The organism is Flavobacterium sp. (assembly GCF_043760115.1).
Classification (GTDB): domain Bacteria; phylum Bacteroidota; class Bacteroidia; order Flavobacteriales; family Flavobacteriaceae; genus Flavobacterium.
Window position 1 is genome coordinate 1 of sequence record NZ_JAYUPK010000113.1, and the last position, 22,442, is coordinate 22,442.

The window sequence follows — 22,442 nt, forward strand, 5'->3', positions numbered from 1 at the left end:
TGAATTAAATTCTGTTTTAAATCGTAAATATTCAACTGTATAGATAATTTTTTTGCAAATGTTGGTAACACATCAGCCAGTAATTTAGCATCTTGAAATGAAATTTGTGGTTCCGATTTTTTACCTGTTTCTCTATTTACCCAACCGTCTTTTACTCCAATTTTGAAATAAATAAATTGATTGTTAACCAAGAAATGTCTAAATTTTAAGTATTCTTCGTTAAAAATTCTAAAATCGTGGCTTTCATCGTAACCTTCTAAGGTGAACATTGCCCAATCTTTTCCGTTTTTTCCAGTTCTGTATTGCACATTGGTTACAATTCCGCCAAAGGTTAAACTCTTACCAATTAAATTTTCTAAACTTTTGAGCTGTATCAATTTTACATTACAAAACTGACTCATTTCATATTTATAATCGTCAAGCGGATGACCAGAAATATAAATTCCAACTACTTCTTTTTCTTTTGCTAATTTTTCCATTGTACTCCAATCGTCGCATGGTGGCACAACTGGTTCGGCAATTTGAACATCACTTGCTTCGCCAAATAAACTCACTTGCGATGAATTTTCATTTTCTTGAAATTTAGAACCATAACGAATAGCTTTCTCTAAAAATGTAATTCCTTCGCCTTCAATGTGAAAATATTGTGCTCTGTGTGTGTTTTCAAAACAGTCAAAACCACCAGCAAAAGCAAGACTCTCAAATGCTTTTTTATTGGCTGCACGTAAATCAATTTTTTTGGCTAAATCAAATATTGATTTGTATGGTGCGTCTTTTCTATTCTGAACAATTGTATCAACTGCATTTGCACCAACTCCTTTTACAGCGCCAATTCCAAAACGAACTGCGTTGTCATTGTTTACAGTGAATTTATAAAAAGATTCGTTTACATCTGGACCAAGAACTTTCAATCCCATTCGCTTGCATTCTTCCATAAAGAACGAAACTTGCTTAATGTCACTCATATTATTACTCAAAACCGCAGCCATATATTCTGCAGGATAATTCGCTTTTAAATACGCGGTTTGATAAGCAATCCAAGCGTAACATGTTGAATGCGATTTATTAAATGCATATTCTGCAAATGCTTCCCAATCTTTCCAAATTTTTTCTAGTTTATCTGCGCTGTGTCCTTTAGCTTCGGCTTGCGCGATGAATTTGGGTTTCATTTTATCCAAAACATCTTTTTGTTTTTTTCCCATTGCTTTACGCAAAACGTCAGCATCACCTTTAGAAAAATCGGCCAATTTTTGAGACAAAAGCATTACTTGCTCTTGGTAAACTGTAATTCCGTAAGTTTCTTTTAGCAATTCTTCACACGCATCTAAATCATAAGTAATGTCTTCTTCGCCATTTTTTCGTTTGATAAAACTTGGAATATAAGCAATTGGTCCAGGACGATAAAGTGCGTTCATGGCAATTAAATCTCCAAAAACTGTTGGTTTTAATTCCTTCATATACTTTTGCATTCCAGCACTTTCATACTGAAAAATTCCAACCGTTTCGCCACGTTGAAAAAGTTCATACGTTTTTACATCATCGATAGGAAATGCATCTGGATCAATATCTTTTCCAGTTCTATATTTTACAAGTTTAACTGTATCTTTAATTAAAGTTAGGGTTTTTAATCCCAAGAAATCCATTTTTAATAAGCCAGCACTTTCTACAACCGAGTTATCAAATTGGGTAACATACAAATCAGAATCTTTGGCAGTTGCCACCGGAACAAAATTAGTAATATCGCTTGGTGTAATTATAACTCCGCAAGCGTGAATTCCTGTATTTCTTAGATTACCTTCTAATATTTGTGCTTGCTGAATGGTTTCTCCACCCAAATCTTCACCTTTACCAAGTGCAATTAATTCTTTAACTTTAATAAAATCTTCTGGACGTAATGCTGCTTTTAATTTGGCATCGTCCATTGAAAATATTTTGGCAAGATTCAAGTTTAGCGGAATTAATTTGGCAATTTTATCGGCTTCAAATAAAGGTAAATCTAAAACTCTGGCTGTATCACGAACAGATGATTTTGCAGCCATTGTACCATAAGTAATAATTTGTGCCACTTGCTTGGAACCATATTTATTAATTACATAATCCATAACTTTGCTTCGTCCTTCATCGTCAAAATCGATATCAATATCTGGAAGGGAAACTCTATCTGGATTAAGAAATCTCTCAAAAAGTAAATTGTATAAAAGTGGATCAATATTAGTAATTCCGAGACAATAAGCCACAACAGAACCAGCAGCAGAACCACGACCTGGACCAACAGAAACTCCCATTTTTCTAGCTTCGGCAATGAAATCTTGCACAATTAAAAAATATCCTGGATAACCTGAATTTTGAATTGTTAGTAATTCAAAATCTATACGTTCTTGAATTTCTGGCGTAATTTCTGCATATCGTCTTTTTGCGCCTACGTACGTTAAATGATGTAAAAATTTATTTTCTCCTCGTTTTCCTCCATCAGATGCGTCTTCATGAACTATAAATTCAGTTGGTATTTCGAATATTGGAAGCAAAACTTCGCGAGCCAAATTAAAAATTTCTATTTTATCAACCACTTCTTGAATAGTGGCAATTGCTTCGGGCAAATCGTTGAAGAGTTGCTTCATTTCATCACTCGACTTGAAATAATATTCTTTATTGTCTAATCCAAATCGGTAACCTCGACCACGACCAATTGGTGTAGCTTGCTTTTCTCCATCGCGAACGCAAAGTAAAATATCATGTGCGTTTGCATCTTCTTTATTGATGTAAAAGATATTATTGGTGGCAACCAGTTTTACATTATGCTTTCTGGCCAAATCAATTAAAGTGGAATTTACACGATTTTCGTCTTCTTGATTGTGACGCATTAATTCGATGTATAAATCTTTACCAAATTGTTCTTTCCACCAAAGTAATGCTTCTTCGGCTTGATTTTCGCCCAGATTTAGAACCTTGTTTGGAATTTCGCCATACAAACTTCCAGAAAGTACAATGATGTCATCTTTATATTTTTGGATAATTTCTTTGTCGATTCTTGGAACATAATAAAAACCTTCAGTGTAAGCAATAGAAGACATTTTGGCTAAATTGTGATAGCCATTTTTGTTTTTGGCAAGTAAGACAATTTGATAACCATTGTCTTTTCTAGTTTTATCTTTATGATTATCGCAAACAAAAAATTCGCAACCAACAATTGGTTTTATTATAGTTTCTTCTGGGATTTCTCCTGCTTCAATGGCAATTTTATTTTTGGCTTCTGCCGATTTATTATGGTATAAAATATCTCTAACAAAATGAAAAACGCCCATCATATTGCCAATATCGGTCATTGCAACTGCTGGCATTTTATTTTTGATAGCAGCTTTTACCAAATCTTGAACAGAAATGGTAGATTGTAATACAGAAAACTGGGTGTGATTATGAAGATGAACAAACTGAGTATCAACAAGAATTTGCTTATTAGTAGATAATGTTTCTTTAGAAATAGATACATTTTCTTTATCGCCAAATTGCTGACGAATTTTGTCTGTTGCTTCTTTAAGATTGATGTGTTGCAATCCAATTAATTGAATTGACCTAGGATTTTTTAGCTGAAAATCTTCAAAGTATTCTTGTTCTACTTCAAGCTCTTGTTTGGTAAAAACTTCGGTACGAAGTAGTTCAAAAAAGCATCTTGTTGTTGCTTCTACATCGGCAGTTGCGTTGTGTGCTTCTGCAAATGGTTGATTGAAAAGATGTTGATGAAGTTCAGTTAATGTTGGTAATTTAAACCTTCCTCCTTTTCCGCCAGGTAATTTTAAAAGTGATGCTGTAACTTCGGTACACGTATCTAGAATTGGCATTGACGACATTGATGATTGAATTCCCATTCGGTAGAATTCGCAACCCATAATATTTACATCGAAACCTAAATTTTGACCAACAATAAATTTGGATTTAGACAATGCAAGATTGAATTTCTCTAAAACTTCTTGCAAAGGAATTCCATCTTTTTGGGCTAATTCGGTAGAAATTCCGTGAATTCTTTCGGCATCATACGGAATATTAAAACCTTGTGGTTGCACCAAATAGTCTTGATGTTCTATAAGATTTCCCATTTTGTCGTGCAGTTGCCAAGCTATTTGAATGCATCTTGGCCAATTGTCAGTATCTGAAATTGGTGCTGCCCATTTTTTGGGTAATCCTGTGGTTTCGGTATCGAATATTAAATACATAATGTAAAAGTTCCAAATTAAAAATTCCAAATTCCAAATGAAACCGCTAAAATATTGGGTTTTAAATTTGATTTTGAGATTTATCAAAAGTACAATTTACGAAATAATTTATGAATTTTAGTTATTAACAAAAGGAAAAAAGATAGGTTTTTTTAGCCCTGATGGGAATGGAAATCCTTTTATTAATTGCCTTGGGTTTAAACCAAGGCAATTAATAAAAGATTGGAATGGACAGCAGGAAAATGGTGGATTGATAAAGCCCAAGCCATTCGCTTCAACATTTTGACAAGCTCAATGTTATAGCTAAATAGTAGTCTTGAATTGGCATTGCGATTGACTTTCATTATATTTGCGCAAAATATAGTTTTACAATGAAGAATTTGGTAACAGAATTACAATGGCGCGGTTTGGTTCACGATATGATGCCTGGCACAGAAGAGCAACTTTTAAAGGAAATGACTACCACTTATATTGGGTTTGATCCTACTAGCGATTCGTTGCATATTGGTAGTTTGGTTCCTATAATTCTTTTGGTGCATTTGGGCAATCATGGTCATAAACCTATTGCATTAATTGGTGGTGCGACTGGAATGATTGGAGATCCATCTGGAAAAAGTGACGAACGAAACTTGCTAGATGAAGCAACTTTGGAGAAAAATGTTGCCGGAATTAAAGCTGTTTTATCACGATTTTTAGATTTTAATTCGGATGAAAATAATGCTGCAATATTGGTTAATAACTATGATTGGATGAAGGATTTTTCGTTTATAAATTTTGCAAGAGATGTTGGAAAACGTATTACTGTAAATTATATGATGGCAAAAGATTCTGTTAAAAAACGCTTGAGTGCTGATGGTGAAGGAATGAGTTTTACTGAGTTTACTTATCAATTAATTCAAGGTTACGATTTTCATCATTTGTATAAAACTTATAATTGCTTGTTGCAAATGGGTGGAAGCGACCAATGGGGAAACATTACAACAGGAACAGAATTAGTGAGAAGAATGAATGGCGAAGGTGCAAAAGCATTTGCTATGACTTGTCCGTTAATTACTAAAGCTGATGGTTCTAAATTTGGAAAAAGTGAAGGTGGAAATATATGGTTGACTGCCAATAAAACATCTGTTTACAAATTTTACCAATTTTGGCTGAATACTACTGATGTTGATGCTGAAAAATATATTAAAATTTTTACTTTTTTAAATAAAGATAGTGTAGAAAATTTAATTGCCGAACATAATGAAGTTGCACATTTAAGAATTTTACAAAAACGATTGGCAGAAGAAGTTACCACATTTGTTCACGGAAATGAAGAGCTTGAAAAAGCAATTGAAGCTTCGAAAATATTGTTTGGAAATCCTACAGTTGAGGATCTAAAACAACTGGATGAAGCTACTTTTCTTGAAGTTTTTGAAGGTGTTCCGCAGGCAGAAATTGCAATTGCTGCTGTTGAAATTGGAATTAATATTGTGGATGTTTTAAACGAAAAATCTGGATTTTTTAAATCTAATGGTGAAGCTAGAAGAGCGTTGACAGCCAATTCTATTTCGATAAATAAAACTAAAGTTACTGATGAATTTGTGTTGTCTTTGAAAGACTTAATAAATAATGAATTTGTATTACTGCAAAGCGGCAAGAAAAATTATTTTGTTTTGCGAGTGGTTTAATTTACCTTTAAAACTGGCGTTAAGATTTAATCTCAATTTTTATAAATTGGGATTTTTTTATTCCTTAAAACTAATTTCAATTTTATTAGATACAAAAGTTCCTTCGATAAAATTGGTGTCGTTTTCTATTTTGGCAAAATATTCTGGAGCTAATTTTTGTTTAAATTGTTGTTTTTTTAAGTCTAAAATTAATTCAAATTCTATTGTTTTAGTATCGTCTAAATAAAATTCTAAATCGTCATTTTTAATGTATTTGTCTTTGTTCCAAAGTGTTTTTATTGTAAATTTTTGAGATTCATTAGGTGTTAATTTTACAATATTATCCAATAATCTTTGGTTTTCATAAATCCATTGTTTGTCAAGACTTAATCCGCCTTCGTCTTTATAGTTTTTTAAGTATTCTGCAAATTGAGTTTTTCTGTTTTGTTTTACAGTATTAGAAAGTCCTTTAAATTCTATTGAATTTATGTCGTCAATTTGAGCCAAACGTAATTCTTCTAACGATTCATATTCAAAAAATGGTCCATCCATATTTTCATAAATTCCGTTTTGATAAATTTTATAAACTGTATATAATGTTGATGAACTAGCTGTTTCTGCAATCAATGCATTTGGAATTAAAAAAAACGAAATGTCATTATCTGTAGTATTTGTAACTTGATAATTTATGTAATATTCTCTGTTTTTATAATTGGTATCTACGTAATAAATAGAGTCTACTTTTACTTGAATTTTAGCATTTTGAGAATACGAAGCAATTGAAATTAGTAAAAACAATAAAATCTTTTTCATAGTATTATAATATTTTAAACAAGTTACACCATTAAATTACAACCTCTAATATCAGAATTATCAAATCGTCCTAAAACTTCGAACGAATTATTATTGTATTTCTTGCCTAAATCTTGGGTTGCAATAAACGAACACGAATTAATATTGGCTAAATCTATAACATTTATTCCACCTGTTTTTGTGTTTTCTAAATAATTTAACGCATCTTCTGTATCGCGAATGTGAACTTGCATCCAATTGGGACATTCAAAGATTCCATTGCCCAATGAATATGCTTGCGATAATAATTCGGTCATACCATACTCAGAATGTATGCTAGAAACTCCGAATCCATTACAAAGAATATCATGCAATTCTTCTCTAATAATTTCTTTTCGCTTACCTTTCATTCCGCCAGTTTCCATAATAATTGTGTTTTTTAAATCAAACTTTTGTAGTTCTATTAAATCTAACAATGCATAAGTAACTCCAATTAAAAGTACATTTTGACCAGAATAATCTAGTTGTTTTAGTTTAGAAATTAATTCAGTGTAATTGTTTAAATAAAAATTGCTATTTTCATTTTTAGAACTACTAATTAAATCGTTTACCATATATATTAATGACGAACCTTCTCTGTCTAAATAAGATGGTAACAGTGCCAAAACTGCATAATCTTCAATGTTTCCATAGAACTGAGAAAAAGCTTTTCTATAACTTTCTTCGTATAACGTTCTGTCTGTAACCAAATGCTTACTAGTAATCATTCCAGTTGTTCCACTACTTGTAAAGGTTTCTTGAATTGCGTCATTAGTAGAAACAACCTTGTGTGTTTTAAAAAACTGAATGGGTAAAAAAGGAATTTCCGAAATTGATTTTACATTTCCTTTTTCTACTTTTAACAACTCGCAAAATTCTTTATAAACACTATTATTTTCATATTGAAAACGAAATACTTTCAAAGCAATTTTTTCAAATTGTTTGTTATTTTGAATTGTGAATATGTCTTGGTGGGAAATCAATTTTTGAATTTTAATTTATCTTAAAATCTACATTTCATTTAACAATAGATTTAATGCAAAAGTACTAAAAATAAAAAAGCTCCAACATAAATTGGAGCTTTGAAATATGATTATTTTTATTTAGTTATTGTCCCATTCTTTTCTCATTGTTTGAGTATATTTATCAAATTCTATAGCGTCAGTTTTAGAAAAAACACCTTTATATTTATCGGATAATTTTATTTTATTTTCTATACTATTATCTTTCTCAATTTTCAAGACGTTTAGTTCTTCTAACTCTTTTAAAAGTGCAAAAGCTTTTGGGTTATTTATTTATATTATTAAAGTTTGCATATACTATTAATTTAATCAAAGATAAGATGAAAATCTTTAAATATTGCAAATTTTAATTAAAAAAAGGTTTACTATAAAAGTACCAAAAATAAAAAAGCTCCAACATAAATTGGAGCTTTGAAATATAAATAGAAAATACTTATTGAATAACTAATTTTCTTGTTGCAGTTTTACCTTCTTCTGTAACTTTTACAATGTAAACACCTGCATTTAAAGAAGAAACATTTACTTCGCTTGAAGCAGTTGTTACATTTACAACTTGTTTTCCCAAAATGTCATAAACCGTTATACTTTTTTCTGCGTTTGCAGTTGTATTTATGAACAATTTACCATCTTTTACTGGGTTTGGATAAATAGATAATCCAGAAATTGAGTTAGAAGCTGTTTTTAATAATTCAGCAGTTGTTAATCCTACTCTTAACTCATCAATAGTAATTGAAGGTGTTGAAGTTGCACCATCTTGTCTTAAAATAAATCCTCCAATATTTGCAATTGGTGTAATTGGTGTTAAAGAAAAAGATGCTGGTGTTGCTGCTGTAAATGTTGCTAATGTTGGATTAATCCAAGCGTTTAAACTATTTGCACCAAAATCATATCCTATTACCACAAGAACTACATCGCCAACATTTCTTAAAGTTGCATCATAATTAATTGTTGTAGATGCAGTATCAAAACCTAATTGGTATTGAGTTCCTAAACTTTTAATAAACAATCTTGCTCTGTAATCTCCAGAAACTGTTCCTGTTATTCCAGAAAAATATGTTTCGGTTGGATTAGTAGTAACATTTGCTAAATCTGTAACATTCATTAAATAAGATGTGTAAATAGTTCCAGTATTTGTGGTTGTAAAAGGTGTAAAAGCTTCTGCACCAGATCCAGAAAAAGAAGCAGAATTACCAGAAGATGTTAAACCTGTATAGTTTAAATTACCTGTAGCAATCAATACATTATCACCAGTATTTAATGAAGCCCATCTTTGTGAAGTTCCTAGTGAAGAACCCACAGTGTAATTAAAGCTTTCTGAATAAGGTATAGTATTTACTGGTTTACAATCTGGAGCAGAAATTATTTTATTAAATCCACAACTTCCAGTAACTGTAAGTGTAACTGTTATTCCTTCTTGAATATTAGTGATTAAAATATTACCTGCAACTGTTGTTGATGGATTATCGCCTCCAATTGTTCCTGATGATGCAGATAAGTTATAAGTTCCTGAATTACCACCAGTAAATGGTATTGTAGCTGTGTAAGTATCAATTGCCGATGTAACCGCATCGCAAACTGCTGTTTCTCCTGAAATAGTCAATGCACAAGGAATTGTGTTAAACCAAGTTGGATAAACTCTTATTCCATCAACTGTAATATTTTGTGTTGCAGCATATTGTCTCAAATATACACCTCCAACACTTGCAGAACCAGAACCAGATGCAGAAGCTTCAGGCGAACCAGCAGAAGCTTCAGTTGCAGGAACACCACTTGCTTTAACCCATAATGAAACTGCTCCAGTAGTAGAAACATCATATTTAACTATAATCAAATAAGTTGTATTAACATCATAATCCGTAGGAGTTGCACTAAAAGTTCCTGTACCTGAGTTTGAAATACCAAAATTTATTTTACCCGCCACAGATCCTGCTTTAATAAAAACTCTAGCAGCAAATGGAGAAGTTGGAATTCCACCTGGACCAAAATGAGTGAAATAACCAGCATCAGCTGTTGCTGCATTAACTAAAAAACTATAATAAAGAGAACCTGTTGTAACAGGTGTTGTAAAAGCCTTATTAAGATCTTCACCTGTATTATCTAAACGTGCAGCATTTCCGATGGCAGCAGCTGTGAAACCAGTAGTTCCAGAATAACCAGTATAAGTAAGTCCATTAGACACTCCAACATCGACAGAATTTGTGCCTGCTCCACTATTTGCAACCCATCCATTTGCTGTCAATAATGAACTGTCAGCATTGTTAAAATCTTCGGAAACAACTTGACCAAAAGATAAGGTTGTTAAAACTAATAAAATTAAAGAGTAAATTTTTTTCATTGTTTTTTATATAAAATTAGACCACAAATATAAAGACTATTTTATTACAATAAAATAATCAAGGTTAAAAAAAGATTAATTGTAATTAATATTAACTATTTGACAATCAATTTTCTAGTTGCTGTTGCATCACCTTCTTTAATTTTAATGATGTAAACGCCTGGAGAAAGATTGCCAATGTTTAACTCTTTAGAAGTTAAAACAGCTTGAAGTACTTTTTTACCTAGTACATCATAAATGGTAACTTCTTTATCATCAGACGATTTAGAAGTAATATAAATTTTACCATTACTAACTGGATTAGGATAAAAAGACAAACCATCTATTGTACTATCTTGTACTTTAGATTGTGATTTTCCTTCTTGTGCCATTGCAGTAGAACCTGAAAGACAAAGGAAAAAAAGTAGGATATAAAGGTAATTTTTTGTCATGAGTTCAATTTGGTTATTACAAATGTATAAAATGTATTTCAAATAACATACCAAAAATAAAAAAATCCCTCAAATTGAGGGATTTTTATGAAAATTATATGATTTTTTATTGCAATAAGTTAACACCATCAACTGTAGCCCAAGCTCCAGGAGTTAATGCTGCTCCAGTTGCAGTTGTGTTAATAACATAATTAGCAGCAGGAAATGCCACTGTAATTCCAGTTGCTCCAGCAGAAGCGGTTGTTGCAGCATCAAGAATTTTAACTCCTAATAATTTAATTTTATTTCCGTTAACTTGATCTGTATTAGTTGCAAGATCTTGAATTCTTACCGCAGTTGCACCAGTTGTTAAATATCCAGAAATTAAAACATTAGTATATTCTCCATTTCCTTGTTTTTTAAATTGAATTGCATCATACTCTGCAGCAGATGATCCACCTTCGGTAATTGTTCCTACAGCTCTTTTTAAAGTAATGTTTGAAACTTTTGGTCCAAATGCATTGTTTATACCTTTAGCTTCAATTTCCATTCCAAAGTTGGCAACTCCAACTTGGTAAGCATACCAGTTGCTGTTTAATTCTCCTCTCCATCCATCTTGCCAATCAAAAGAATCATCGGCATTTCCGTAAGAAATTAAATTTGTAGCACTTACTGTTCCGCCATAAAATTCAAATCCGTCATCGTTTCCTTTATATGAAACTAGGTTTTCTAATACAGTTCCTGAACCTACAGCATAAAAAGAAAATCCATTTAATTCAGCAGTTCCATCTGTAATTTTTTTACCTGCATATTCTACACGTACATATTTTAAAGAACCTCCATTGTGAGTTTGATTAGTTCCACCATAAGAATATGGAATTGAAACACCGCCAACAACGGTTGTAATTCCGTCCTCAGAGTTTGCTGTTGCAACAGAAGCTGCGCCAACTATTGGAGCATCGCCATACATAATAATTCCACCCCAAGAACCAGAAACTTTTGTAATGTGTGTACATACAATTGGTTCTGCAGCAGTTCCATTCATAATTAATTTACCTCCATTTTCTACTAAAATTGCGTCAAATCCGTTACTTACATCTGCAGTTATTGTTGATCCTGCGTCAAATGTTAAAGTTGTACCTGATTTTATTTTTACAACTCCAACAAGAGTGTAATTTCCTTTAATGTAGGATTTACTAACTGTAGCATCTCCAGATAATTCTCCACTACCAAGTGTAGGTGCAGTTGTACCTTCGTCATCGCTAGATGTACAGCTTGACAGAATTAAACTAAATAATGTTAAACTTAAAACTAATTTTTTCATAGTGTGTTTGTTTTTATATTGTACTCTACAAAAATAGTTTTATACTTTTTTTTGAGAGTTACTTAATTATTACGAATAGATTACTAAAAATTAAAGTGATTGTAAATTGTGTGTTAGCTGTTTTACAATTAATTTCCTTTTTAAAACGTGTAGTTAATGTTTAAAGAAAACCCAGTTCCTCTTTTAAAATCTTTTATTGTTAAATCTGTTTCGGTAATGTTAACTTGACTGTTGTCTCCTAATTCTCTTTTAAATTTTGGATTTAAAATATTATCTACTGCAAACTTTGCTTCAATATTTTTAGATAGTTTACTTGTCCAGATAAAATCTAGTTTACTAAAAGGTCTTTCGTAAATATTATCTAATCCTGCTGTTCCAACTGCGTAAATTCTATCTCCAGAAACTCCATATACTAATGAAATTGAATTTTTCATATCTTCATTAAACTGAAAATCATATTTTAAATCAGAATTGATTACCCAATTCGCTGCGCCTTGTAAGTCTCTTGATGGGCTATTTTCTATAGGATTATTAATTTTATCTATATTTACTTTAGTTTGCATTAATGAAGTATTAAATCCGAAAGAAAAATTATCTAACATTGGTGAAACTCTTTTTAATTGTAACAACATTTCAATTTCTGCACCAAATAAAGTTGCATCTTTAGAATTTTGATACGTTGTAATTTGTCCACCACTACTAGCATTAGCAATAAAAACTCTTTCAATAGGATTTTTAATTTGTTTTCCAAAAACACCAACAGCAATTAACTCTTTAGCATTAGGAAAAATTTCATATTTTAAATCTAAATTAATATTGTCACTATTATTAATATTTGGGTTTCCTTGTTGAACAGTTCCATCTGGATTAATATATCTAAGTGTAGAAGATTCAATTGAAACTGGTCTTGTTAAAGTTTTAGATGCTGCAAAACGAATGTTATTATTTTCATTAACGGTATATTTTACATTTACAGAAGGCAAAATGTCTAGATTTTCTTTAGTAAGTTTTCTATATTTAGCATTAAATGCATCGCCAATTTCTCTAAATTTAACTTCTCTAATAGAACTTTCTACACGAACACCACCATTAATTTCCCATTTTTCGCCAAAATTGAAAAATCCATTTGCATAACCAGAATTCACATTTTGATATAGTTTTGCCTTATAATCTCCAGTAGATTCTTCTGTGAAATTTAAAAGTCCTGCATTTACATCGTTAGAAATTGGTTCGCTAATATTATTGATGTTAGTTGTATAAGAATTTGAAATTAACGGTTTTCCAAATATAAAACGATATGTATAAACATCCTCTTGGTTAAAACCATTATAACCAACTGATACTCTATTTGATTTTCCACTTTCAGTTTTATTCAATTTTAAATTATATTCTAACATTCCAGAAAAATATCTATCGTCAGATACATCTAAAAATTGACGAATAAGATTATTTCCTCCATAAGTGACTTTTATATCTGTTTCATTTATTTTTTCTCCAGTAATGAATTTTCTATCTGGTTGACCAAACTCTGTTTTTACATAAGAAAATCCTCCTTTTAAAGATTGATTATCATTAATAGTATAATTAGCTAAAATTTGATTGTTCCAATATTTAGATTCTTCAAATTGATTGCCACGAATAATTATATTTGGATTAGTTGATAAACTATTAGTATATCCTAACTGATCTTCAATTATGCTTGATGTAGATTTAAGTAAAAAAGAATTTATTGCAATTCCAAAACGCTTAGATTTAAATCTTACTCCTACTAAACCTGAAAAAGTTGTTGTATAAGTATATCTAGTTGTATTTAAATTGTTATCGTAATTTCCTTGACCTTGATTAAATGTTCTATCAACACCATTTCTAATTTGATAACTATTTTCAGCATTGGTAGAGAAAATATAATTTATAGTATTGTTGTTTTTTAAATTAAATTTTTCAGTGTGTAAAAATCCAACACTACTATTTATCGGACTAGTAGATTTATCAACATTCCAATTATTTTGTTTACTAGATTCGTTATATTGACTTGGCGTTAAAATTACTCCTGATGGTCGTGTTCCAAATGCTTCTGGTAAAACTCTATCTTTTCCTATTAATCCTAGAAATCCTTGAGTGGTTTTTGCATCCTCAGAAATTAAAAAATCTTCACCATTATTTCCTGTTGTGTAGCCAACACCAGTACTAATTTTAGTTATGCTTGTTCTAGGTTGCGCAGTTTCAATATTTATTGTTGCTCCGGCAAAATCTCCAGAAATATTAGGATTAAACGTTTTGTAAACATTTAAAACACCAACAATATCTGTAGGAAATAAATCTAAAGGAATAATTTTTTTAAACGGACTGTTAGATGGCGCTTGTAAATCATTAATCAATAAATTATTATATCTATCTTCCAATCCTCTAACAAATAATCCTCTTCCGTCAACTTTAGTAATTCCTGTAATTTTTGTTAATCCTTCTTCTACATCGCTAACGCCTTTTCTTGACATTTCTTGCGCACCAATACTTTGCTTAATTTCTACTGCCTTTTTTTGATCAATTAGTAACGCAGTTTCTTTTTCTCTGTTAGACGATGCACCTTGAATTTTTACATCTTCAAGTTTATAACCACCAGAACCAAGTGCTTTATTTACAGTTACTGTTTGTCCTGCAACTACTGTAACTGGAACTTCTACAGATTCATATCCAATAAAACTTAATTGTAATGTGTAATTTCCTGGTTCAATAGCTATAGAAAATTTTCCTGCTTCATCAGTTGTAACACCAATATTTGTATCTTTTACTAACGCATTTGCAAAAGCTAAAGGTGTATTATTGGAATCTTTGTCGGTAATTGTTCCGTTTATTGTACCTTTAGTTTGAGCTAAAGAAGAAAGTCCGATAAATAGTAAAAAAATTAAAGTTTTTAATTTCATTATAATGTGTGTTTATTTTTGTGCAAAGGAACTTCAACAACTTAAAGCCAATGTTACTTAAAATTTAACATTAGGTTTGGTAATTATTATCTTAATGTTAAGAGATTAAATTTCAGTTAACAGCAGTTTAAGAAAAATTTCGTGTTAATAATGTGTTATATTTACAATCGCAAACAAAACTATTTTGCTTTATGAAAAAAAAGGAAATTAAAATTTTATTGGTAGACGACGAACAAGATATTCTAGAAATTGTAGGATATAATTTATCGCAAGAAGGATATAAAATTGTAACGGCTAGTAATGGCAAAGAAGCTATTGCTGTGGCTAAAAAAGAACATCCTCAGTTAATAATTATGGATGTAATGATGCCAGAAATGGACGGAATGGAAGCTTGCGAAAACATTAGAAAAATTCCAGAATTAAGTAATGTAATTATTGCTTTTTTAACAGCACGAAGCGAAGATTATTCTCAAGTTGCAGGTTTTGATGCTGGCGCAGATGATTATATTGCAAAACCAATAAAACCAAAATTATTAGTAAGTAAAGTAAAGGCATTGTTAAGACGATTGAAAGATGATGCTCCAGCTTCTGAAAACCTAAATGTAGGCGACATTATAATAAATAGAGAAGAATATAAAATTATAATGAGCGACAAAGAAATTGTGTTGCCAAGAAAAGAATTTGAATTGTTTTATTTATTGGCTTCTAAACCAGGAAAAGTATTTAAACGAGAAGAAATTCTTGATAAAGTTTGGGGTAATGAAGTAATTGTTGGCGGACGAACTATTGATGTTCACATAAGAAAACTTCGTGAAAAAATTGGCGAAGAATTATTTAAAACCATTAAAGGCGTTGGATACAAATTTGAAGTTTAAAAATTCTTAACTAACTAATACTAAATTTTATACAAATACCTTTACTTTTGTACCAACGAAACCTATTTTTCTTTGTACTTAAAAAATGACGTCACTCAATTTTAAAAAAACCTATAAATTTGCAGTTAAATCTGCCTTGTACATTACACTTTTTTCTACAGGTTTAGTTGGTGGATTGTTGCTTTTATTTTTTACATTTTCACTGCAATTTTGTTTACTATTTGCCTTAATTATTGGAATATTTTCTTTTTTTGTAATTCAATATCGTGTAGAACATTTTATTTATAGAGGTGTAAAAAAAATATATGATGATGTTTCGTTGCTAGATTCTACAACCTTTAGAAGTCAACCAATTACAACAGATATGGCAACGTTAACTAGAGAAGTTAAAAAGTTTGCTACAGATAAAAAACTAGAAATTGAAACTCTAAAAGTTAGAGAAGAATATAGACGTGAATTTCTTGGTAACGTTTCGCACGAATTAAAAACACCTTTATTTACTGTTCAAGGATATCTTTCTACATTGCTTGGTGGTGGAATGAAAGACAAAGATTTACGTAAAAAATATTTAGAAAGAGCAGAAAAAGGTGTAGAACGATTGATTTATATTGTAAACGATTTAGATATGATTTCTAAATTTGAAATGGGCGATTTAAACTTAGAATATTCGCAATTTAATATTATTGAATTGGTTCAAAACGTGTTTGATTTACTAGAAATGAATGCCGATAAAAAAAATATTATTTTAATGTATGATAGACGTTATAGCAAACCAATTAATGTATATGCAGACAAAGAAAAAATAGAACAAGTTGTTACAAACCTAGTGGAAAACTCAATAAAATATGGTAAAGAAAACGGTACAACCGAAGTTACTATTGAAGATTTAATAAAGAATAAAATTATAATTAGAATTAGAGACAACGGCGAAGGAATAGAAAAAAATAATATTTCTAGATTGTTTGAACGTTTTTTTAGGGTAGATAAAAGTGGCGCAAGAAGTGAAGGTGGAAGTGGTCTTGGCCTTTCTATTGTGAAACACATTATTGAAGGTCACGATGAAAAAATTTATATAGAAAGTGAATTTGGTAAAGGATCGGAATTTTCTTTTACGCTTGAAAAAGTGAAAACAGTTCAGCCCAATTATTAGTAATTTCTAAATTATTTAACCCTTTGTAAAATGGAATTTCATTTAAGTTTTCTAGTTTAAATTTATCCTGCTTGGCTGTTGGTACTAATCCTTGTTTTTTTAATCTTTTAGCTAAATATTCTTGTTCAAATTGTCCTGGTGTTGGAATAAAAAACGCTTTTTTTTCTAGTTTTGCCAAGTCCATTATTGTTGTGTAACCAGATCGACACAATACAATTTCACTTTCGTTTATGGTTTTTTCTAGTTCTTTAGTTTGCATGTAATTGTAAAAAGTTATATTTTTTTCAACATTTACTATTTGTTGTGCTTCTATTTTTCCTTTTATAAAAACTACTTTTTGGTTGTAATTTTCTAGTTCTATAATTAATTTTTCTTCTAGTAATGTGCGTTGCGGTTCTGGTCCAGAAAGTAAAATCATTAAATCATAAACTAATGGAAGTTGTTGTTTTTCTAATCTGCTAAGAATGCCAATGTATTTTAAGTTTAAATTTGAATCTTTTAAATGCCCAAGTTTTCCTGTAAGATTTGGAACATCTTTATAATCTGGAACCCAACACTCGTTGAATTTTTTTATAAAAAACTGATGCACTTTACTAGAAATATATGTTGTTCTTCCTGATAAAACTGTAAGTTGATGTGTTATAAAAACTGATGGAACTTTTTTAGAATGCACGCCAAGACGATTGTCTGAAATGATGCCAAGAAGGTTGTATTCTTTTATCCAGCTTTTAATAATTTTCTTTTCCTGTAGAATTGCATTTATAGTTTTTGGACTGTTTTTTATGATTTTCCATTTAAAATTAGACGCTTTTTTGGCATATTCTACATTGTATGATGGTAATTCTAATGTTAATAAATTGGGAAATTCTTTTTTTAATAATGTTAATGCTGTACCATCTGATGCTAGAATTGGGTTAAAACCATTATCTAATAATGCATTTATTATTGGTATGCATCTTGTGGCGTGACCTAAACCCCAATTTAATGGTGCAACGAGTATGTTCATAGTTAATAAATATTCAATAAAGTTAGTCTTTTAACCCTGACAGCAACGGAAATCTTTTCTATTCTTGTTGATAAACAAGAATGGAAAAATTGGAGTGTATGGCAGGAATTACAAAAATAGATAAGAAAACGACCATTTGTTTCTAAAAAAATAAAGTAAAGATAAGTTAATAGATGGTAGTTTATATTTCCTTAATTTTGCCAAAATATTAAATTTAGTCGTGGGAAGTAAAAATAAGTTAAAACGGTTTAAGGAAAATGAAACATTTAACAATGTTTTTCAACCTACAAGAGAAGAAGTTGTTGGCAATTTATTCGAATTAAAAGGCAAATGGAATAGCGGTTTTTTTAAAAATGATAATCCAATTGTTATAGAATTGGGTTGCGGAAAAGGCGAATATTCGGTTGGATTGGCAGCACAATTTCCTGATAAAAACTTTGTTGGAATTGACTTGAAAGGTGCAAGATTTTGGCGTGGTGCAAAAACTGCTGTTGATGATGAATTGCACAATGTTGCATTTGTGAGAACTCAAATTGAGCTTATAAATCATATTTTTAGTGAGAATGAAGTGGATGAAATTTGGATAACTTTTCCTGATCCACAAATAAAATATAAGCGTACAAAACACAGAATGACCAACTCGGAATTTTTACAATTGTACAAAAAAATATTAAAACCAAATGGTGTTGTAAACTTGAAAACCGACTCTGAATTTATGCACGGTTACACTCTTGGATTGCTTCATGGCGAAGGTCACGAGGTGTTGTATGCCAACCATAATGTGTATGTAAATGAAGGTTCGCCAAAGGAAGTTACTGATTTTCAAACATTTTATGAGAAACAATATTTGGAAATTAACAAAGCAATTACGTACATTCGTTTTAAAATTAAATAGTTTTTGAATTGTATAATGTAGTATAGTATAATGTATTACAGTTTTTACATTATACAGTTTTACAGTTTTTACATTATACATTTTTACAATTTAAATGAACATAATTTTACCGTTTTTATTTGGTTTTCTTGCTGCTGCAATTGGGGTTTTTCCGCCAGGATTAATTAATATGACGGCAACTAAAGTGAGCTTAACTGATGGAAAAAAACAGGCAATGATGTTTGTTCTTGGCGCATTGATTGTAATTTTTTTTCAAACTTATATTTCTGTAATTTTTGCAGAGTATATTGATAAACATGATGAAGTTGTAGTATTGTTTAGAGAAATAGGATTGGCAGTTTTTATAATTTTAACTTTTTATTTTTTAGTGTTTGCTAAAAAACCAAATATTAAAGATCAAGAAAATTTAAAAGTTAAAAGCAAACGAAGTAGGTTTTTTATGGGAATGGTACTATCTGCAATTAATTTTTTTCCAATTCCTTATTATGTATTAATTAGTATTACGCTGGCATCTTTTAATGTTTTTTCGTTTGAAGTTTTGCCTATTTGTAGTTTTGTTTTTGGTGTTGTAACTGGTTCGTTTCTAATATTTTATTGGTATGTTGTTTTCTTTAACAAATTAAAATCTAAGACCGATTTTTTTGTAAATAATATGAATAGAATTATAGGAAGCATAACTGGTTTAGTTTCAATAATAACTTTAATTAATGTGATTCAGTATTATTGGAAATAATTTTCACTCAATAACTAAATGTCAAAATCCAATCCAGATAACGATAATTTTTTTCAAAAAGTCTACAACGTAGCTCGACAAATTCCTTACGGAAAAGTAACTTCTTATGGCGCAATTGCAAAACATCTTGGCGCAACACGATCGGCAAGAATGGTAGGTTGGGCAATGAATGCAAGCCATACTCTAGAAGATGTTCCTGCACACAGAGTAGTAAATAGAAAAGGATTGCTAACTGGCAAAATGCATTTTGACGGAACTAATTTAATGCAACAACTCTTGGAAAATGAAGGTATTGTTGTGGTTGATAGTCAAATTATGGATTTTGAGAAGGTATTTTGGACTCCAGAGAATTAATTTGTAATTGCTAATTAGTCCATTACTGGCAAATTTAAATTTTGAATATACCAATACCCATCTTTTCTTTTAAAAGAAATTGATCCATCTCCAGAATATAAAATCTTTGCATCAGTTCCTTTTATTTTTGCAGAAAAATCTATACTAAATTTTGCAGTAGCATCATCATTATTTATTATTGCCGAATCATAATTGTAATATTTAATTTTAAATTTAGAAAACAAATATCTAAAATTATTTAATGCTTCATGATTTAGTGCGTCTTTATAATGATATTCTTCATATAAATTAGATTTTGTGTTTAAGTACATTTTGATAAAATTTATACTTTCATTTTCTACATCATATTCATCGTTAGGATAAAATTCTTCATAAATAAAATGAGTTACCATTCCTTCTAAATTCATATCATCCATTTCATGTTTAAAAAGTTCTTCAACAATAAACGAGTAAATTAATTTATTTTGATTTTCATAACTACATAATATATCTAAATAAATATTTTTTTGTGATAATAATTCTAAAATAGTATCAAGTTCATTTTCAAAATCTTCTTCAGATTTTAATGATTCAATTGTTTTGTAATTTGGTTTGCCTAACTTTTCATAAACTGTAATTTGCTTAACGTTTTTATAAGCATTTTCAAAATTAGATACATAATCTAAAAATTGAGATTCAATTTCAGGTGAAATATTTTTTGAGCTACCTCCAAAAACAGCATCATTTTCTAGAGACAACTTCATTTTTTTATACTCTATTTCTTGTTCTAAACTTAGTTTTGGTAATTCTTCTTCGTTGTTTTCTTTATCAATCATTTTTCAAATTTTTATTAGTTATTTCAGCAATTTTAAGTAAATAATCTTCCAATATTTCACCTTCATTCATAGGAATCATTTCTACAGAACTTGTAAAACTTTCAATTAAACTTGTATATCTATTAAAAGTTTTTATTAGTAATTCTTCGTCGCGAGTTTCCCAATAATATCCTTCATCAATACAAGTAAAATTAGTTAAATATTTTTTACTAATATAATCAGTTAATAAAATTAATTTTTTATGATTTTCATATCCAGAATATTGCGTTTTGGTTGCAACAAAATATAATAAATCTTCATTAATTACTTTGTCAATTTGCATTACATTAAAATTAATCAATCCAGACATTCTTCCATTAGATAAAAATGAAAAACAAAAAGGTTCAGATTCTGGTGGCGAAATCATAACTCCAAATAAATTTTCTGTATCAACAATTTCTGAAAAAGAATTATTTTCAAATTCATTTTCGAATACAAAATAATTCCAATTATTAGCTTTTGCTACATCAACAACTTCTTCAATTAATGATTTTAAATCGTTTGCATTTTTTAAACTTCCTTTGTAATGAATTGATAATCCCATATAATAATTTATAATTTTTCCAAACTTTTAAGTAATTCATAAATAATTACAAATCTACTAACAAAACTTTATAATTTGTCCATCTAAACTTTAAACTCTTAAACTTTTAAACCTTTAAACTTCTTACTATCTTTGCAATCTAAAATTAGTCTTAATAAAGATTGATGAATAAATTACAAACAGCAATGAAATTAGATAGAAAAGAAATCCTCAAAGCATTAGAAACCATTACTATTGCTGGCGAAGGAAAAAATATGGTAGAAAGTGGCGCAGTACAAAATGTGCTTATTTTTGGCGATGAAGTTACAGTAGATTTACTCATTTCCACACCAGCAATGCATATAAAAAAACGTGCCGAAGACGATATTCGTAAACTTATACACGAACAATTTTCTGCAACAGCAATCGTAAAAGTGAATATTAAGGTCGAAGCCAAAGAAAATCCAAACGAAATAAAAGGAAAAGCAATTCCTGGAATAAAAAATATTATTGCCGTTGCATCCGGAAAAGGTGGCGTTGGAAAATCAACCGTTACAGCAAATTTGGCAGTAACGCTTGCCAAAATGGGGTTTTCAGTTGGCGTTCTCGATGCCGATATTTATGGTCCAAGTATGCCAATAATGTTCGATGTAGAAACCGAAAAACCAATTTCAATTGTCGTTGACGGAAAATCTAAAATGAAACCTATCGAAAGTTACGAGGTAAAAATACTTTCTATCGGATTTTTTACAGCACCAAGTCAAGCCGTAATTTGGCGTGGACCAATGGCTAGCAAAGCATTAAACCAAATGATTTTTGATGCCGATTGGGGAAATCTAGACTTTATGTTAATCGATTTACCACCAGGAACAGGCGATATTCATCTTTCAATTATGCAATCATTGCCAATAACTGGCGCAGTTGTAGTAAGCACGCCACAAGCCGTTGCACTTGCAGATGCAAAAAAAGGCGTTTCAATGTTTTTATCTGATGCGATAAATGTTCCAGTTCTCGGAATTATCGAAAATATGGCGTACTTCACACCAGAGGAATTGCCAGAAAATAAATATTATATCTTTGGAAAAGAAGGCGCAAAAAATTTGGCTTTAGACTTGCAAGTTCCATTTCTTGGCGAAGTTCCACTAGTTCAAAGTATTCGTGAAGCTGGTGATTATGGTCGTCCAGCAGCATTGCAAACAGGTTCAATTATAGAAAGCGTTTTTGAAGAAATTACACGAAATGTAGTGCAAGAAACCATTAATAGAAATCAAAATCTAGAACCAACCGAAGCCATAAAAATTACAACAATGGCAGGTTGTTCGGCTGTAAATAAAAAGTAAATCAGCTTTTCTCCT

18 protein-coding genes are annotated in these 22,442 nt (G+C 30.3%); 7 read left to right on the top strand and 11 right to left on the bottom strand.

What is annotated here, in order from left to right; translation table 11 throughout:
- Positions 1–4,208: DNA polymerase III subunit alpha (gene dnaE / locus ACH2BC_RS09520; protein WP_395053762.1), on the bottom strand; the 4,208-nt coding region annotated here is incomplete at its 3' end.
- A gap of 371 nt (positions 4,209–4,579) precedes the next feature.
- On the opposite strand from dnaE, the gene tyrS reads away from it, so the two are divergent.
- Entirely contained in the window at positions 4,580–5,875 is a 1,296-nt protein-coding gene (gene tyrS, locus ACH2BC_RS09525; RefSeq protein WP_395053763.1) for a tyrosine--tRNA ligase, read from the top strand.
- Positions 5,876–5,932: 57 nt separating this feature from the next.
- Here the strand turns inward: tyrS and ACH2BC_RS09530 are convergent, their stop codons facing one another.
- From ACH2BC_RS09530 to ACH2BC_RS09560, 7 genes are all read right to left on the bottom strand, one after another.
- Entirely contained in the window at positions 5,933–6,667 is a 735-nt protein-coding gene (locus tag ACH2BC_RS09530) for a hypothetical protein (RefSeq protein WP_395053764.1), read from the bottom strand.
- A gap of 23 nt (positions 6,668–6,690) precedes the next feature.
- Positions 6,691–7,668, bottom strand: a complete 978-nt coding sequence (locus tag ACH2BC_RS09535) for an acyl transferase (protein WP_395053765.1) — start codon at positions 7,666–7,668, stop codon at positions 6,691–6,693.
- 120 nt (positions 7,669–7,788) lie between these two features.
- Complete coding sequence (locus ACH2BC_RS09540) at positions 7,789–7,926, bottom strand: hypothetical protein (RefSeq protein WP_395053766.1); 138 nt, start codon at positions 7,924–7,926, stop codon at positions 7,789–7,791.
- Positions 7,927–8,140: 214 nt separating this feature from the next.
- Positions 8,141–10,042 carry a T9SS type A sorting domain-containing protein gene (locus tag ACH2BC_RS09545; protein ID WP_395053767.1) on the bottom strand — a complete coding sequence of 634 codons (1,902 nt, stop codon included), beginning with the start codon at positions 10,040–10,042 and terminating at the stop codon, positions 8,141–8,143.
- Between the two features lie 95 nt (positions 10,043–10,137).
- A complete protein-coding gene (locus tag ACH2BC_RS09550) occupies positions 10,138–10,473 on the bottom strand; it encodes a T9SS type A sorting domain-containing protein (protein ID WP_395053768.1) in 336 nt (111 codons plus the stop codon).
- Between the two features lie 106 nt (positions 10,474–10,579).
- Positions 10,580–11,776 (bottom strand): hypothetical protein, encoded by a 1,197-nt coding sequence (locus ACH2BC_RS09555; protein ID WP_395053769.1) that lies wholly within the window; start codon positions 11,774–11,776, stop codon positions 10,580–10,582.
- 140 nt (positions 11,777–11,916) lie between these two features.
- A complete protein-coding gene (locus ACH2BC_RS09560; RefSeq protein ID WP_395053770.1) occupies positions 11,917–14,697 on the bottom strand; it encodes a TonB-dependent receptor domain-containing protein in 2,781 nt (926 codons plus the stop codon).
- 191 nt (positions 14,698–14,888) lie between these two features.
- Between ACH2BC_RS09560 and ACH2BC_RS09565 the strand changes: the two genes are divergently transcribed.
- The gene (locus ACH2BC_RS09565; RefSeq protein WP_395053771.1) at positions 14,889–15,572 is read left to right on the top strand and encodes a response regulator transcription factor; all 684 of its coding nucleotides are present in this window, start codon (positions 14,889–14,891) and stop codon (positions 15,570–15,572) included.
- 85 nt (positions 15,573–15,657) lie between these two features.
- Positions 15,658–16,722: a sensor histidine kinase gene (locus tag ACH2BC_RS09570; protein WP_395053772.1), complete on the top strand. Its 1,065-nt coding sequence runs from the start codon at positions 15,658–15,660 to the stop codon at positions 16,720–16,722.
- Here the strand turns inward: ACH2BC_RS09570 and ACH2BC_RS09575 are convergent.
- Positions 16,682–17,728, bottom strand: a complete 1,047-nt coding sequence (locus ACH2BC_RS09575; protein ID WP_395053773.1) for a glycosyltransferase — start codon at positions 17,726–17,728, stop codon at positions 16,682–16,684. The genes ACH2BC_RS09570 and ACH2BC_RS09575 overlap by 41 nt on opposite strands.
- Before the next feature lie 220 nt (positions 17,729–17,948).
- Between ACH2BC_RS09575 and trmB the strand changes: the two genes are divergently transcribed.
- The 3 genes from trmB to ACH2BC_RS09590 all read left to right on the top strand — a co-directional run bounded on the left by trmB (position 17,949) and on the right by ACH2BC_RS09590 (position 19,710).
- Positions 17,949–18,623, top strand: coding sequence for a tRNA (guanosine(46)-N7)-methyltransferase TrmB (gene trmB, locus ACH2BC_RS09580; RefSeq protein WP_395053774.1), 675 nt, complete (start codon positions 17,949–17,951; stop codon positions 18,621–18,623).
- 94 nt (positions 18,624–18,717) lie between these two features.
- Positions 18,718–19,356 carry a LysE family transporter gene (locus ACH2BC_RS09585; RefSeq protein WP_395053775.1) on the top strand — a complete coding sequence of 213 codons (639 nt, stop codon included), beginning with the start codon at positions 18,718–18,720 and terminating at the stop codon, positions 19,354–19,356.
- Between the two features lie 18 nt (positions 19,357–19,374).
- Complete coding sequence (locus ACH2BC_RS09590) at positions 19,375–19,710, top strand: MGMT family protein (protein ID WP_395053776.1); 336 nt, start codon at positions 19,375–19,377, stop codon at positions 19,708–19,710.
- Positions 19,711–19,724: 14 nt separating this feature from the next.
- Here ACH2BC_RS09590 and ACH2BC_RS09595 read toward each other — a convergent pair whose 3' ends face one another.
- Both ACH2BC_RS09595 and ACH2BC_RS09600 read right to left on the bottom strand, forming a co-directional pair.
- On the bottom strand, positions 19,725–20,525 hold the full coding sequence (locus tag ACH2BC_RS09595) for a hypothetical protein (protein ID WP_395053777.1): 801 nt from the start codon (positions 20,523–20,525) through the stop codon (positions 19,725–19,727).
- Entirely contained in the window at positions 20,518–21,108 is a 591-nt protein-coding gene (locus tag ACH2BC_RS09600; RefSeq protein ID WP_395053778.1) for a hypothetical protein, read from the bottom strand. The genes ACH2BC_RS09595 and ACH2BC_RS09600 overlap by 8 nt, the downstream gene beginning before the upstream one ends.
- A gap of 185 nt (positions 21,109–21,293) precedes the next feature.
- On the opposite strand from ACH2BC_RS09600, the gene ACH2BC_RS09605 reads away from it, so the two are divergent.
- The gene (locus ACH2BC_RS09605) at positions 21,294–22,427 is read left to right on the top strand and encodes a P-loop NTPase (RefSeq protein WP_395053806.1); all 1,134 of its coding nucleotides are present in this window, start codon (positions 21,294–21,296) and stop codon (positions 22,425–22,427) included.
- The last annotated feature ends 15 nt before the right edge of the window (positions 22,428–22,442 follow it).

What these genes read in the sequence shown, in the direction of transcription:
- tyrS (WP_395053763.1), top strand. Translation starts at nt 4,580, where the DNA reads ATGAAGAATTTGGTAACAGAATTACAATGGCGCGGTTTGGTTCACGAT.
- ACH2BC_RS09530 (WP_395053764.1), bottom strand. Translation starts at nt 6,667, where the DNA reads ATGAAAAAGATTTTATTGTTTTTACTAATTTCAATTGCTTCGTATTCT.
- ACH2BC_RS09545 (WP_395053767.1), bottom strand. Translation starts at nt 10,042, where the DNA reads ATGAAAAAAATTTACTCTTTAATTTTATTAGTTTTAACAACCTTATCT.
- ACH2BC_RS09550 (WP_395053768.1), bottom strand. Translation starts at nt 10,473, where the DNA reads ATGACAAAAAATTACCTTTATATCCTACTTTTTTTCCTTTGTCTTTCA.
- ACH2BC_RS09555 (WP_395053769.1), bottom strand. Translation starts at nt 11,776, where the DNA reads ATGAAAAAATTAGTTTTAAGTTTAACATTATTTAGTTTAATTCTGTCA.
- ACH2BC_RS09560 (WP_395053770.1), bottom strand. Translation starts at nt 14,697, where the DNA reads ATGAAATTAAAAACTTTAATTTTTTTACTATTTATCGGACTTTCTTCT.
- ACH2BC_RS09565 (WP_395053771.1), top strand. Translation starts at nt 14,889, where the DNA reads ATGAAAAAAAAGGAAATTAAAATTTTATTGGTAGACGACGAACAAGAT.
- ACH2BC_RS09570 (WP_395053772.1), top strand. Translation starts at nt 15,658, where the DNA reads ATGACGTCACTCAATTTTAAAAAAACCTATAAATTTGCAGTTAAATCT.
- ACH2BC_RS09575 (WP_395053773.1), bottom strand. Translation starts at nt 17,728, where the DNA reads ATGAACATACTCGTTGCACCATTAAATTGGGGTTTAGGTCACGCCACA.
- ACH2BC_RS09585 (WP_395053775.1), top strand. Translation starts at nt 18,718, where the DNA reads ATGAACATAATTTTACCGTTTTTATTTGGTTTTCTTGCTGCTGCAATT.
- ACH2BC_RS09590 (WP_395053776.1), top strand. Translation starts at nt 19,375, where the DNA reads ATGTCAAAATCCAATCCAGATAACGATAATTTTTTTCAAAAAGTCTAC.
- ACH2BC_RS09595 (WP_395053777.1), bottom strand. Translation starts at nt 20,525, where the DNA reads ATGATTGATAAAGAAAACAACGAAGAAGAATTACCAAAACTAAGTTTA.
- ACH2BC_RS09600 (WP_395053778.1), bottom strand. Translation starts at nt 21,108, where the DNA reads ATGGGATTATCAATTCATTACAAAGGAAGTTTAAAAAATGCAAACGAT.
- ACH2BC_RS09605 (WP_395053806.1), top strand. Translation starts at nt 21,294, where the DNA reads ATGAAATTAGATAGAAAAGAAATCCTCAAAGCATTAGAAACCATTACT.